At 42.4% G+C, this 14,736-nt stretch carries 10 protein-coding genes; 3 read left to right on the forward strand and 7 right to left on the reverse strand.

What is annotated here, in order from left to right:
* Positions 1-12: 12 nt before the first annotated feature.
* From lspA to ACZW67_RS00835, 4 genes are all read right to left on the reverse strand, one after another.
* Positions 13-648 carry a signal peptidase II gene (gene lspA / locus ACZW67_RS00820; protein WP_465181792.1) on the reverse strand — a complete coding sequence of 212 codons (636 nt, stop codon included), beginning with the start codon at positions 646-648 and terminating at the stop codon, positions 13-15.
* Positions 641-3,496 (reverse strand): isoleucine--tRNA ligase, encoded by a 2,856-nt coding sequence (gene ileS / locus ACZW67_RS00825; RefSeq protein ID WP_465181793.1) that lies wholly within the window; start codon positions 3,494-3,496, stop codon positions 641-643. Before ileS ends, lspA begins: the two co-directional genes overlap by 8 nt.
* Positions 3,497-3,952: 456 nt before the next feature.
* Positions 3,953-4,504, reverse strand: coding sequence for a protein disulfide oxidoreductase (locus tag ACZW67_RS00830; protein WP_465181794.1), 552 nt, complete (start codon positions 4,502-4,504; stop codon positions 3,953-3,955).
* Between the two features lie 121 nt (positions 4,505-4,625).
* Entirely contained in the window at positions 4,626-6,263 is a 1,638-nt protein-coding gene (locus tag ACZW67_RS00835; protein ID WP_110921712.1) for a carbon-nitrogen hydrolase family protein, read from the reverse strand.
* Positions 6,264-6,914: 651 nt separating this feature from the next.
* On the opposite strand from ACZW67_RS00835, the gene ACZW67_RS00840 reads away from it, so the two are divergent.
* Positions 6,915-7,544 (forward strand): BLUF domain-containing protein, encoded by a 630-nt coding sequence (locus tag ACZW67_RS00840; protein WP_465181795.1) that lies wholly within the window; start codon positions 6,915-6,917, stop codon positions 7,542-7,544.
* Positions 7,545-7,657: 113 nt separating this feature from the next.
* Here ACZW67_RS00840 and ACZW67_RS00845 read toward each other — a convergent pair whose 3' ends face one another.
* The gene (locus tag ACZW67_RS00845) at positions 7,658-9,100 is read right to left on the reverse strand and encodes an FAD-binding oxidoreductase (RefSeq protein WP_465181796.1); all 1,443 of its coding nucleotides are present in this window, start codon (positions 9,098-9,100) and stop codon (positions 7,658-7,660) included.
* A gap of 430 nt (positions 9,101-9,530) precedes the next feature.
* Between ACZW67_RS00845 and serA the strand changes: the two genes are divergently transcribed.
* Positions 9,531-10,757: a phosphoglycerate dehydrogenase gene (gene serA / locus ACZW67_RS00850; protein WP_197215919.1), complete on the forward strand. Its 1,227-nt coding sequence runs from the start codon at positions 9,531-9,533 to the stop codon at positions 10,755-10,757.
* Positions 10,758-10,967: 210 nt separating this feature from the next.
* Here serA and trhO read toward each other — a convergent pair whose 3' ends face one another.
* A complete protein-coding gene (gene trhO, locus ACZW67_RS00855; protein WP_465181797.1) occupies positions 10,968-12,056 on the reverse strand; it encodes an oxygen-dependent tRNA uridine(34) hydroxylase TrhO in 1,089 nt (362 codons plus the stop codon).
* 505 nt (positions 12,057-12,561) lie between these two features.
* On the opposite strand from trhO, the gene ACZW67_RS00860 reads away from it, so the two are divergent.
* Positions 12,562-13,359 carry a hypothetical protein gene (locus ACZW67_RS00860; RefSeq protein WP_465181798.1) on the forward strand — a complete coding sequence of 266 codons (798 nt, stop codon included), beginning with the start codon at positions 12,562-12,564 and terminating at the stop codon, positions 13,357-13,359.
* A 538-nt stretch (positions 13,360-13,897) separates the two neighbouring features.
* On the opposite strand, the gene ACZW67_RS00865 is transcribed toward ACZW67_RS00860, so the two are convergent.
* A complete protein-coding gene (locus ACZW67_RS00865) occupies positions 13,898-14,479 on the reverse strand; it encodes a tetratricopeptide repeat protein (RefSeq protein WP_201548955.1) in 582 nt (193 codons plus the stop codon).
* Between the last annotated feature and the right edge of the window lie 257 nt (positions 14,480-14,736).

Genomic DNA, 14,736 nt, shown 5'->3' on the forward strand with positions numbered 1-14,736 from the left:
AACTGCTTTCAACTATGCTCGTGGCATTTCACGCTTCTTTTCCAAGAACAGCATATCAATGACAATCATCGCCACACCGATACTGATGCCCATATCCGCAATATTAAAGATAGGATAATGCCAGACATCGGCATTATGCACATGAATAAAGTCGATGACGTGGCCATGTAGCAGGCGATCGATTAGATTACCAATTGCACCACCGAGTACGAGTGCTAAGCCTGTAGATAGCAGTTTGGCTGTGCGCGGCGCTTTAATCAAATAGCCGATTAAGAACAGTGACATCAATAATGCCAATCCTGAAAAAAACCACTTCTGCCAACCACCAGCATCTGCTAAAAAGCTAAAAGCGGCGCCATAGTTGTATGCCAACGTCCAATTAAGGAACGGCTCAATTACAGGCACTGGCTCATGAAAAGTCAGCTTGGTTTCAGCCAGCCATTTCGTCCACTGATCGATGATAACCACGACCAATGATAGTAAGTACCAGGTAAAGGCGCGACTGCCATTAGCGAGAACTTTTGGTGTTTTCGTCAGGCGACCTTTCGGCGTTGATGAATTCCCTATCGTCGCATGAGCAGGCTCAGGTGAGCCATCGCTCTGAGTATGCACCTGCTTTTGCTCTAATGGGTCTGTTGAGTTAGGCATAATGACGCACCTCGCCATCACCGCTGACGTTAGTCACACAGCGTGCGCATAGCTCAGGGTGTGCGCTATCTGTGCCGATGTCATCACGGATATGCCAGCAGCGTACGCATTTGGTGCCAGTAGCAGCACTGATATCTACCACTAAATCTGTAGATTCTTCTGCATTGCCTTCGGTTTGACCCTCTAGATTTACTTTTCCAGCAGGTGCATCGCTCATTGGCTTTAAGGTTGCACTACTGGTAATGAGTACAAAGCGCAGCTCTTCGCCAAGCTTGGCTAAGCTCTCATGCATCGCACCATCAGCATATAAGTTCACATCAGCAGATAGATTGGCATTGATGATTTTCTCACCACGTGCAGTTTCGATATTTTTATTCACCATATCTTTAGCGCGCATGATACGTTGCCAGTCGTCATTACTAATAGCACTTAGCTCAAGAGCTGGGAACTCATACCAGCCTTCGGTGAAGACATAGCCAGCTTCATTTCCATTTTTACCTTCCAATACTTCCCATGCTTCTTGGGCAGTAAATGACAAGATTGGCGTAATCCAGCGAATAAGCGCTTGAACGATATGGTAGATAGCCGTTTGCGCAGAGCGGCGCGGCTGACCATCAGTCTGTGTCGTATATTGACGGTCTTTAATAATGTCTAAGTAGAAGCTACCCAAATCTTGCGAGCAAAACGCGGTGATATGTTGAGTGACTTGGTGAAAGTCCATCGCATCATAAGCGCTGATGATTTGTGCTTGTACTGTCTGTGCACGCTCGATGATGAATTTATCAAGGCTTACTAGCTCATTGATATCAATACTGTTGGTCGCCGGATCAAAGTCATCGGTATTGGCAAGCAAGAAACGTAGGGTATTACGGATACGGCGATACATATCGATCGCACCTTTAAAGACCGTTTTACCTGCGCTCATCTCATAACGATAGTCGCTAGAAGCAATCCACAAACGCAGCATATCAGCGCCTGTTTTATTGATCTCTTCTTGCGGGGTGATGATGTTGCCGAGTGACTTACTCATCTTGCGACCGTTTTCATCGACCACAAAACCATGGGTTAATACTTGCTTGAACGGTGGACGCTCGTACATGGCTTCTGAGGTTAGTAATGATGTCTGGAACCAACCGCGATGTTGATCAGAGCCTTCTAAGTACATGTCCGCTGGATTGGTCAATTCATCACGCTGATCAAGTACGGCAAAATGCGTCGTGCCTGAGTCAAACCAAACGTCTAAGGTATCAGTCGCTTTGTCATAGTCAGCCGCTTCTGCGCCTAAGAAGTCTTCACAGCTGGCATCAAACCAAGCTTCAACGCCGCCTTCATTAATTTTTTGTGCCGCGACTTCCATCAGCTCAAGCGTGTTTGGATGCAACTCGCCTGTTTCTTTGTGAGTAAAGAAAGTAATTGGCACGCCCCATGTACGCTGACGTGAGATACACCAATCTGGACGACCATTCATCATAGATTCGATGCGGTTCTGACCCCATGCTGGCGTCCAGTTGACTGAAGCGATGTCAGCAAGCGCACGATCACGTAGGCCTTTGGCTTCCATGCTGATAAACCATTGAGGCGTTGCACGGAAGATAATCGGTGACTTATGACGCCAGCAATGTGGATAGCTATGTTCAATTTTGGTATGGCTGATTAAGTGACCATTGTCTTGTAAGGCGGCGATGATTTGTGGATTAGCTTTATAGATATGCTCGCCAGCGAAGACGGCTGCGCTTTCTAAATAAACACCAGTACCACTCACTGGATTTTCAACTGGCAAATTATATTTAAGACCAACGATATAATCGTCTAGACCATGACCAGGAGCCGTATGGACTAAGCCAGTACCACTATCAGTGGTCACGTGATCACCTAAGATAAGCGGTACTTGGCGGTCTTCAATCAATGGATGCTGGGCACGTAGGACTTCAAGATCACTGCCTGATACCGTCGCTAGGATGCCTTTATTTTCTAGCTTAAGTTCTGTTACTGCCGTTTCGACCAGATCGGTCGCCAATAAAAAGTTGCCTTTTTCAGTCGCGACGACACTATAGTCGCTGTCAGGGCTGACGGCGATGGCTTGGTTAGCAGGCAACGTCCAAGGGGTCGTTGTCCAAATGATGGCGGCAATATTGCCTAAGTTGGCCAATGCAGCCACTTTATCAGTATCGAGCACATCAAAGCTTACATAAATAGCGTCTGATACCTTGTCTTGGTATTCGACTTCTGCTTCTGCAAGCGCAGAGCTACAGTCCAAGCACCAGTTGACGGGTTTCATACCGCGAGTGACGTGACCGTTGTCATAGATTTTGGCAAGCGCACGTACGATATTGGCTTCTTGATGAAAGTTCATAGTCAAATAAGGATTGTCCCAATCACCAAAGATACCCAAACGTTTGAAGTCAGTTTTTTGGAGCTCGATTTGGGTGCTCGCGTACTCACGGCACAGGCCACGGAATTCTGTTGCTGAGACCTTTTTGCCGACTTTACCGACTTTGGCTTCGACCTTTTGTTCGATTGGCAGACCATGACAGTCCCAACCAGGTACATAAGGCGCATCAAAGCCCGATAACGTTTTTGACTTTACGATAATGTCTTTTAGTACTTTGTTAACCGCATGACCTAAGTGAATCTGACCGTTAGCGTATGGAGGACCATCGTGCAAAATATACTTAGGAGCACCGATACGCGCTTGACGAATTTTGCCATACACATCATCTGCTTCCCAAGCTGCCAGCCAATCTGGCTCACGTTTGGCAAGGTTTGCGCGCATCGCAAATGGCGTGTCTGCGAGGTTTAGTGTATCTTTGTAGTCTTGGCTTGGTGTGTCGGTACTTTTATCAGTCATAGAAGGTATCTTTTTAAAGGGTAGGTTTGTGTGTCGGTTCAAAACCGGATACAAGGCTCAACGTTCAATATAATACTGGGATTTATGCTGAGTTATTACTGCTTAATTGCTAATATAATAATAGGTATATTGCTCATCATAGTCGGTTTATCAACCATCATGTCAATAAATAACCATTGTCGCTCATTATTGCGCAAATAGTGACGTCAATAATAAATGGTAATGAGACGATTGCAACATAAAATGTGCTGGTAAAAATAATGAGAAAAAATATTTGGATCGGCAGCTATTATATGACAAAAAGGGTAGGGTAAAAAGAGCTGGTCCATTTCACTCTAACTTTAGCAAAAATCAATCATGCCTATCAGTCATATGTCTTCTATTAAATCATACGTATTAGAATATTGATTATCTATTTGTTAAGGTTACAAGAACTGTTTCCGTACTAATTAAGCACTAAAAAATAGATGATAACCACAGCCGTAACTTCAATGACCAGAGTGGCTGAATGCCCGTTAGCCCTTGCGTCATCTCACCATCTTTTAGAATGACATAGGATGGTGTGACTTGTCCTTGCCAATCATCAAAGATATAACCTTCTTGGTCGTTTACCGTTGTAAAGTTAAAGTCTTTTTCAGTCAGGTAATTCTGCAACTCTTGGTTAGAACCTGATTGAACAGCGATAGTAACAACAGGATAATTATTTGTGGCGGCCAGCTTGTTTATCGTTGGAGAGGTGAAGCTACAGACTGAACACCACGTACCCCAAAAGTATACCAGTGTCGGCTGCTCATTACTCAGCGCGGCTAAATCAACCGCTTGTCCTTGATAGTCAATCAATTGCAACTGTGGATTGGCTGGCATGACAGGTTGTCGCCACCAGTTGATCGCGGTATAAATCACAATAAACATCAGACCGTATAACAGCACCGTCTTAAATACAGATATTACTTTTTGTCTGGATGTTTTTGTAGGAAGGTGCTCTTTATTATCAATATCAGTCGTCATAGTGGCTGCTTGGCTATCCTACATGTTTTTAGTAGATAAAATAAACGGCTGAAATATCAGCCGTGTTATTCACAAATTTGATTATATGATTGTTAGTAGGTGGTTTCTCTTACCCACTTGATTAAGGCTTTTGCGCGCGGTCCTGTAAAGGGTTGCCTATAAGTACGCTGCCTGAGTTTTCACGGCGTTCTTCATCAGTCAGTTTACTGGCTGGAATTTTGGCTTTCTTTTTCCATTTTAGACTGAATAAGTCATCACGGCGGTCAATCAGGTTATGAACTGAGCCTTCGTTACGCACATGGGTCAGTTTGTCTAGGTTCAAATCAGAGAAAAACACCATTTCGGTATTGGCTGTGGTTTCTGCCATGATCGCATCATGTGGGAATGCAAAATCTGATGGTGAAAAAATAGATGACTGAGCATACTGAATATCTAGGCTTTCTACCTGCGGTAAGTTACCAACTGAGCCACAAATCATCACATAGCATTCGTTTTCAATAGCGCGTGCCTGGGCACAATGACGTACACGTAAATAACCGTTTTTCGTGTCTGTCCAAAAAGGCACAAACAAGATATCCATGTCATCAAGTGCTAAGAGACGAGCAAGTTCGGGGAACTCAACATCATAACAAACCAAGATACCAATGCGCCCAGCATCTGTATCGAACACCTTAACTTCATCACCGCCTTCGATGACCCAAGCGCTGCGCTCATGTGGGGTAATATGGATTTTGCGCTGTTCTTCAACCGTACCATCGCGGCGACACAGGTAGCTGACGTTATACAAGGTGTCGTCTTCATCTAGTAATGGCATAGAGCCACAGATGACGTTTACGTTGTAGCTGACCGCTAGATGCGATATCTCATTTTTGAACCACTCGGTATATTCTGCCAAAAATCGAATGGCAATGTTTTGATCCGTTGACTCACATAGACCCATTAATGGCGCGTTGAAAAACTCTGGCAAGCAGGCAAAATCTGAGTTGTAATCAGCCATGATATCGACAAAGAATTCGACTTGTTGTAATAACTCTTCAGGTGACTCTACTTCACGCATCTGCCACTGAATACCACCAATACGCACTTCAGACTTACGCGTGTTTGGCTTGTAGTCTTTTGGCTCATAATAAATATTAGCCCATTCAAGCAGGGTGGCAAAACCTTTAGACTGAGCATCATCTGGTAAATAAGCAGTCAAGATACGCTTGACGATAAAGCCATTCGATAATTGGAATGACAGCGCAGAGTCATGGATTTCACGAGCAGCAACCGCATCGATATAGTCGCCAGGGGTGAGGTCTTGATGATTATGGTAGTTAGGAATACGACCACCGGCTAAAATCGCACGGAAGTTCAGCTGACGACACAGCTCTTTGCGCGCATCATATAATCTACGTCCTAAGCGATAGCCACGATATTCTGGATCAATCAAGGCATCTAAACCATAAATCGCGTCCCCTTCTGGGTTATCTCTAATAATCTCTTTTTGACCAATCAAATCGTCATAAGTATGTGGGTTAGAGAACTTGGCATAGTCCACGCGCATAGAGAGAACGATACCGATCAGCTGATCATGATCAAACATTGCAATCTGCCCTTCAGGAAAGGCATCAATCAACGTATGGATAGTGGTTTTTGACCATGCGCCGCCTAAGTTGACATAAACACGGTCCATCAATTCTTTTAATTGAGGGTAATCTTTTTTCTTGATCTCAGCAATCGTTAGGTGAAGGTCATCTAGTTTTTCTATCTTGCTCATAATGTTCCTGTTTTGAATATTTATGGTTGTTAATCATAGCTAATAGGGTAGCGTGAATTCTGTATTGACCTGATACGTGGTCAGTCTGGCCGAGTTTACTACTTGTAGTATTTTAACTCGCCTTCCTTGTATATGGATTATCTTAATCGAGTTTAGCAGTCACGTTGGCAAGTTTTTATATAAAAAAGTGATAAAAACATTCCAATCGCAAAACATTACCGTTACAATAATTTATCATTGTATTTACAATAAGTTATGCGTGTATTTTATCTTATTTTGCCTGTTAAATTCAGCGTTACCACAATGGTTTTTAAAGGTAATATCGCTTAAAAATGATTGTTTGAAAATGACGATAGGAAGTCACAAAATTTGTATGTGACGATCTTCACTATCGTTTATGACTATTTTCAGGTAGTGCGTATGAAGAAAACCTCATATTAATTCGATAGCATTTTTATATAGCATTTCTTACTTGGCAGTTTAGTCGCTTTATGTCGCTCGTTATCATAGCAAGCTACACCAGCAATGACAGTCTAACGTGGTAACTATTTGCTACGTTTTTGTGAGTCAGTATCTTTTTTATTCGGGCATCGTTTTCCTTTGCTTGTTTTGTTTAGCCGTATTCAAACGGCTTTTTAGGATTGTTTTATTATGCCCTTAAGTCACACCGATAGACTCAGTACGTGGGACGAGATAGAAGACTCAACTCTGGTCCAATTGGTTTATGTCAGTAGTCTGACGATTGCCTCACGCTTAAGCGCCTCTATATTTGACGAAGTAGAAAGCCATGCACGTGACTATAATCAGCAGCATGGCATCACCGGTACGCTATGTTATGGTAGTGGCCACTTTTTGCAATGCATCGAAGGTGAGAAGGCTCACGTATATGCACTAAAGCAACGCATTTTTGCAGATAGTCGCCATAAAGATGTTGAGGTGCTGCTCTTGCAGACCATAGAACATCGTAGTTTTGCTGACTGGCGTATGCGTTTGCTGTTTTTGGAACGTTGGTTATGGTCACCAGCGACCAAAAATCAAGCCACGCAACTGTCACCGTACTTGCCATTTGCACCGCATGGCTGGTCTCCTGATCGTACTGAGCAATTTCTGCATGTCATAAAAACCTTCGACAGTCCGCCGCATGTGAAAGCCGCAGGTATTACGTATAATGCACTGGGTAATATGTTTCGCCATATCGCGGCCCCGCATCAAGCCTTTTTGATTATTCAAGGGTTTTTAAGCGTATTGCTCGTGGTGGCGCTGATACTACTATATCTATAAATTATCGCTTTTATAAGCCAAAAAAAGACGCTAACCTTCATGGGTTAGCGTCTTTTTTATTGAGGGTAGGTTAAACGTTTAAGATACCTTCAATCTTGTGAGTAATCAGCCCATCACATATCAAAAATCTTACCGCGGTTCATGATATTGTTAGGATCAAAGACTTTTTTGACCTCTCGTAAATAATCAATCTCCGTCTCGCTGCGGCTATAGCTCAGATACGGCTTCTTCGTCATGCCCACACCATGCTCAGCAGACACCGAACCGCCATATTTTTGTACTGTTTCGAACACATATTTATTGACCACCTGACACTCTGCAAAGAAATCGTCTTTGCTCATGTTTTCAGGCTTTAAGATGTTTAGATGTAAGTTGCCATCACCGATATGACCGAACCAGCACACTTCAAAGTCAGGATAGTTACTGCTGACAATATGATCAATCTCAGTGATAAACTCTGGCACATGACTGATAAGAACAGAGACGTCATTCTTATAAGGCGTAAATACTGAAATAGTCTCAGAGATGTATTCGCGAAGCTTCCACAGCTCTTCAGCCTGTGCCAAGCTCTGACTCATGACACCATCAACGACCCAGCCTTGTTCCATGCAGTGCTCAAATATGGCCATGGCCTTGTCCATAATTGGCTCATAAGGCGCTTCGAATTCTAGCAACGTATAAAACTTGGTACGTGATTCAAATGGCTCTTGTACTTGACCATGTGCCATCAGTTTATCAATCGCCACATCGTCAAAGAACTCAAACGCGGTCAAATCAATTTTAGCTTGAAATGCTGCCAGTACATTCATGACATCGTTAAAGCTATCCATGCCAAGTACCATAACGTTTAAGTCTTGTGGCTGACGCTCAAGCTTGATTTGCGCGTGGGTGACTAAACCTAGCGTGCCTTCACTACCGATGAACAATTGACGCAAGTCATAACCTGTGGCGTTCTTGACCATACCGCGGTTGAGGTGCAAGATATCGCCTTTACCCGTGACGACAGTCAGCCCCATGATCCATTGACGGGTCATGCCATAACGGATGACTTTAATACCACCTGCGTTAGTACCGATATTGCCACCGATTTGACTTGATCCTGCTGAGGCAAAGTCGACAGGATAGTACAAGTCTTTAGACTCTGCGAACTGCTGCAACTGCTGAGTGATGACACCGGCTTCGACTTCAACTATTCGATCGGCTGGATAGAACTGTCCGATACGGTTCATCTTATCCATACTGACGACAATCTCACCATTAGCGGCGACTGCGCCAGCTGATAGACCAGTACGACCACCACTTGGTGTCAGGACGACATTGTGCTCATTGGCAAGTAGGACAATAGATTGCACTTGCTCGGTGGTCTTTGGAAAGACGATGGCGGCAGCGGCAGGCGCAAAATGCTTGGTCCAGTCTTTACCCCAATGCTCTAAGCTCTCAGCATCGGTTTTGATTTGGCTGGCGTCAAACTGATGAGTCTCAAGCAGAGTGCTTAAAATAGTTTGGACAGCTGCGGTATGGGTTTCAGATGTGCTTTGGCTAGATAAAGAAGTCATGGTCAGATCTCGGTATAAACAAGCGCTATGTATAAAGGGGATTATTGTATCGCTAAATTGATAGAAATATACTTATCATAATTGTAGTGACATCCGCATTGTTGTGACAGCTGCACTTTTAGGTAAGTGTGTTCAACTCAGTAGGCGTTGGTGATTGTGGTAATTATAGAGCGATATGATGGCATGTGCATGCACAAGCGTAAATAGTATAGTAAAGAAACTATTCGCTAATGTTCAATACACACTAATAAACACTGAAGGATATAATTCACTATAGCATAAAAAAAATTCAGGATAGATAATCAATAATTCATCTAATCTGCTAACATCGGCGTTGAATTTTGTGTAAGATATCTAGACTGTTTTCGTTTCATCCATCATAGATTATCGCGCAGATAATTTTATAAGACAATTATAGGACAGTTCCCACATGGCGTTATCACTACAAAAAGACAAAATCCGGTTTTTATTGCTTGAAGGTCTACATGCCAATGCTCTAAAAGTATTGGAAGGCGCTGGCTATCACAACATCGAAAATATCAGCCAAGCTTTAGATCAAGATGAGCTCATTGAAAAAATTAAAGATGCCCACTTCATTGGTATCCGCTCGCGCACTCAATTGACACGTGAAGTACTTGAGCATGCACACAAGCTGATCGGTATTGGCTGCTTCTGTATCGGTACCAACCAAGTAGATTTGGAAGCAGCTCGCGACCTAGGTATCCCTGTCTTTAACGCGCCATACTCAAACACCCGCTCGGTGGCTGAACTGGTATTGGCTGAAGCTATTATGCTGTATCGTGGTATCCCTGAAAAGAACGCCACCGTACATCGTGGCGGCTGGGGCAAGTCTGCGACGAACTCACATGAAGTACGTGGTAAAACCATCGGTATCGTTGGTTACGGCTCTATCGGCTCACAACTGTCAGTATTGGCAGAAAGTTTCGGCATGAAAGTCATTTATCATGATGCTGTGACCAAATTGCCACTAGGTAATGCCGTGCAAGTAAGTAACTTAGAAGAGTTATTATCAACTGCCGACATCGTGACATTGCATGTACCTGATGTACCAAGCACGCGCTATATGATGAAAGCTGAGCAGTTCGCCCAAATGAAAGAAGGCAGCTACTTCATCAATGCCGCACGCGGTACTTGCGTAGAGATTGATGACTTAGCCGCTGTGCTAGAGTCTGGTAAAGTATTGGGCGCGGCGATTGACGTGTTCCCGAAAGAGCCAAAATCTGCTGACGAAGAGTTCGAATCACCACTGCGTAAGTTTGACAATGTTATATTGACGCCGCACATCGGTGGCTCAACGCAAGAAGCACAGGCTAATATTGGTTTAGAAGTAGCGGATAAGTTTGTTCGATATTCTGATCAAGGTGATACGGCGACTGCTGTTAACTTCCCAGAAGTATCTGTTCCGTTCAAAGAAAACTCGCATCGTCTGCTGCACATTCACAAAAACGTACCGGGCGTATTATCACAAATCAACCGTCTGTTCGCTGAAGCGCATATCAACATTTTAGCGCAAAGCTTAATGACTGAAGGTGATGTTGGTTATCTGGTGATGGATGTGGATTATAACGATTCAAGTGCCGCTTTAGATCAGCTAAAAGACGTAGAAGAAACGATCCGCGTACGTATCTTATTTTAGTATAGTCAATCCACTATAAAAGAATTACAGCGTTAACCTCGCTTGAAGTATTGCATATACATCTACACTCGGTTGCCTTGTACCACTTTTAAATTGGAGCAACTATATCAGCGTTGATGGTTTCGATAAGCACTGATAATTTGTTATAAAAAAAGAGAGTGCTCAATTAAATGAGCACTCTCTTTTTTGTTTAGCCTAAAGTAAGACGGTTTATTTTTTTTTAGCTTGATTTGCTGCATCGGCTAAACGTTGTGCTTCAACCTTAGCGGCTTTGCGTTTCTCTATCACATCTATCACGTCGCTGCCGATATGCGCTTCACCACGTTTTTTCGCTAGCTGCATTTGATGCTCGCGTTCACGAAAGCGTGCCTTTTGTTCGTCAGTTGCTTTGTCGATACAATGCGGGCATGACTCGCCTTTAATGTAAGCACTGCTTTGCATCTCTTCTTGAGTAATGGGCATGCGGCATGCGAAACATTGCTCGTAGCTGCCTTTTTCTAAGTTGTGATTGACCGATACACGGTTGTCAAAGACAAAGCAATCACCTTCCCACATAGAGTCGCTAGCTGGCACTTCTTCTAGATATTTTAGGATGCCACCTTCTAGATGATAAACCTCTTCAAACCCTTGCTCACGCATATAGGCAGTAGATTTTTCGCAGCGGATACCACCTGTGCAAAACATCGCAACTTTTTTATGCTTAGCCGGATCCATTTCTTTTGCCACGTATTCTGGGAACTCACGGAAGGTCTCCGTATTTGGGTTGACAGCATTTTTAAAGGTGCCGATTTGCACTTCATAATCGTTACGAGTATCGATCAGAATGACATCAGGATCAGAGATTAGCGCATTCCAATCGCTTGGTTTTACATAGCGACCGACCGATTGCAAAGGATCAATGTTTTCGACGCCCATGGTAACGATTTCTTTTTTGAGCTTCACTTTGGTGCGATAGAATGGCTGCTCATTGGTATACGATTCTTTAAAGGTAAACGTGCCAATCGCTTCGATACTACGCAGATATTCAAGAGCAGTATCGATACCTTGGCGTGTACCAGAAATTGTACCGTTAATGCCTTCAGCGGCAATCAATAAAGTACCTTTTACATCGTTATCGAGCATGGTATTCAAGATTGGCTCACGGTATTGCTCAAAGTCTGCAAAGCGCGTGAATTTATAGAGTGCCGCAACGACAATGTTATTAGTCACGCTATCGTAAGCGGGTGCTGATTTGTTGTCAGTTGTAGTAGGGCTATGAGAGGTGCTATCTTGGGTATTGCTACTTTGAGTGGTACTCATGTTTTTCTCCTGCTGGCTAGGTCGCAAACCTAGTGCGTTGGGTTAGCAGTCTGGTGCAAATAAATACGCTATTGTGTCATCCTCGCTTGATGTACTTTGGGTACAATCTGCGCTCGGATTCCTTATATCGCATTCATTTGAAATAGACTTTGTCAGTTAAAATGGGTTATAACACTAGTCTAATTGTGGAATTGGCTAATGCGCGCGTAGTGTAGCAAATTTTAGATGTGTTTTGAATATTTTAAAAGTTAATAGCATCGTTAAGCGTATACATAACTCATTAAGTGATCTGCTCTAAGCTGTAATAGATTTTAGGCGTTTATCCTATGAGTAGAGCTTGCTATAGTAGACATTTCTCATTATCTGTTCTGTTTATTTCATGGTAAAAGCAACTAATTATATTTATTTTAGCCATCACCATCGAAAATATATTAACAAGATCCATAGTTCCTTATAGAGCTATAAATCGTGCAAAATTTGTGACGAGTAGAAAATAAGAGACTGCATGCCAAAAACAAAACCTAATAAAGTTTTAAACCTAACTTGTCCTCATGAAAGTTGTCATGAGTCGTTTGCTGTCCCTTTAATCGAAAAAGGAATACTATTTTGTCCACATTGTAATCACAGTCTTTTGACAGAGAAACCAGTTGATGTATCTCAAATCAACAAAGTAAGTATCGTTGAAAATAAAAAATCTAAATCATTGTTACATCACTGGCCCTATTTCGTGTGGCTGTCGCTATCCGTAATTCTTTTAATTATGGCACAAATATATAGTTGGACAGATATCATGGACTTATATCTGATTACGATATTTGTTATAGGTTCCATAATATTTGAGAGGTATAAATCTCACTATAATAGTGTGTTATACGGATTGAAGCATAATAAAGTGAGTTTTGAGGCTGGTGTTGATACCTTATCTAACATTAACAAGTTTTCTGAAATTAATACTGACTATGCAAATGATGATGGTGTACTCAAGCATAGCAAGTGTCGCTTCAATAAAGTAGAAATGCCAGTTCTAAAAAACTGTCCTCACTGTAAATCGCAAATGGTTGTAAAGTTGCAGCAGATGGTTGATTGGCAGAAAAACCTTTACTCTAAATACGGTATTTCTCGTCCAGAGGGAGTTCCAGATAGTGAGTATTGCAGGGTCACAAATCGTTATGTGTCGAGCGATACTACACTGGCTAATATATTCCTGTGTTTGAATTGTCACACGCATTATAGTTGGTTATATATTGCAAATAAGCATTCAATTATAGATGAGGAAGGTGCACGACAATTATGCAAAATGTAGGCGTAAAATCCAAGATTTAAAGGTGGCTATCAAATAGACGTTATCGTTCCTCATTATTGTGGAATGTAGAATAATAAGTCTTGTCCTAATCTACCTTCCGATCGGTATGAGCATGGCGGTAGAATATATCGATAAAACCAAAGCTAGCACACCGGTGAGACTAATAATGAGTATTAAAGCTGACAAAATCTTTGATGGGCGTTGTAGTGTAATGATCGCAAGTATTAAACACACAACAGGAACTATCGACCACCATTCAATAGTACTAAAAACAAACTTAGTATAGGCTGTTTGTTCGACACCAAAGCTTATCCAAAGTGAGATAAAACGTTCAATGAATTGCGGTTGTGCGATGAAATAGATAAAAAATGACTGTATTGTGATACAAGTCATAATGAAAATCCAAAAAATCATTTTTTTCATAATATGGTTCAGTGCTGTTGAGAAATAATATTAAAGGGTGTAATACCTTAAGTACAAAAAATCCAGCTCAAAGGCTGGATTTTTATTTTCAAACTAAAACTGTATATTGCTAGATTTACTTACTCTGAAACCACGTATCTGCTTGGCTACGAGCGCTAGCGATGTCTGAGCTTGATAAGTTCAATGCCAACTGACCAATTTTACCGCGAGCTTTGTTGCGTACTTTTTCATCTAGCATGCCATCACGGGCAGCCAAATCGTACCATTTATAAGCATCGACCAAATTCTTTTGCTTTTCATCTAACAAAGCAAGCGTATAGCTGGCACGGTTATCACCACGCATGGCGGCTTTTTCTAACCAACCACGGGCTTGTTGTAGGTTAGGCTGTACACCTTCACCGCGCAAATACATGATAGCAAGGTTCAACTGAGCAGGAGCAACACCTTGCTGAGCTGCTTTGGTATACCACTGAATGGCCTGTTGGGTGTTTTGTGCAACACCTTCACCTTTCTGTAAGCGCTTGGCTAAATAGAACTGAGCATGGTCATTGCCTTGGGCAGCACGACTGGATAGCTCGCTGATTGGCATTAGCTCAAAACGTGACGTATCAAGTGGTACGTTTGATATTAACTCAGCGTTGGCAAGACCTGCACAAGAGAACAATGCAGTAAACAACGCAGCTTTTAATAATTTCATAGCAGCTCCAAAATTAGGCAGTTAATAAGCAAAAGAGTTGCACCGCTAAAGAGGTTTAGACGGCGATAACAATTAGATGACATCCAGCGAGACTAACTGACCTAATTATTAGCAATATATTTAATGTTTGAGGGTTGGTTAACCTTAATCGACACGATAAACGGTCGGAATTAGGGCGTGGCCAACATTATTTTGCTAGCTTAACACCCAAGTTTACGAAACTCAAATACTAATTACCTAAGTTAACGGTAATTTAC

The organism is Psychrobacter sp. TPE 89C, from assembly GCF_055522395.1.

Excerpts from the sequence above, each read along its gene's own strand:
- lspA (WP_465181792.1), bottom strand. The coding sequence starts at position 648 with ATGCCTAACTCAACAGACCCATTAGAGCAAAAGCAGGTGCATACTCAG.
- ileS (WP_465181793.1), bottom strand. The coding sequence starts at position 3,496 with ATGACTGATAAAAGTACCGACACACCAAGCCAAGACTACAAAGATACA.
- ACZW67_RS00830 (WP_465181794.1), bottom strand. The coding sequence starts at position 4,504 with ATGACGACTGATATTGATAATAAAGAGCACCTTCCTACAAAAACATCC.
- ACZW67_RS00835 (WP_110921712.1), bottom strand. The coding sequence starts at position 6,263 with ATGAGCAAGATAGAAAAACTAGATGACCTTCACCTAACGATTGCTGAG.
- ACZW67_RS00840 (WP_465181795.1), top strand. The coding sequence starts at position 6,915 with ATGCCCTTAAGTCACACCGATAGACTCAGTACGTGGGACGAGATAGAA.
- ACZW67_RS00845 (WP_465181796.1), bottom strand. The coding sequence starts at position 9,100 with ATGACTTCTTTATCTAGCCAAAGCACATCTGAAACCCATACCGCAGCT.
- serA (WP_197215919.1), top strand. The coding sequence starts at position 9,531 with ATGGCGTTATCACTACAAAAAGACAAAATCCGGTTTTTATTGCTTGAA.
- trhO (WP_465181797.1), bottom strand. The coding sequence starts at position 12,056 with ATGAGTACCACTCAAAGTAGCAATACCCAAGATAGCACCTCTCATAGC.
- ACZW67_RS00860 (WP_465181798.1), top strand. The coding sequence starts at position 12,562 with ATGCCAAAAACAAAACCTAATAAAGTTTTAAACCTAACTTGTCCTCAT.
- ACZW67_RS00865 (WP_201548955.1), bottom strand. The coding sequence starts at position 14,479 with ATGAAATTATTAAAAGCTGCGTTGTTTACTGCATTGTTCTCTTGTGCA.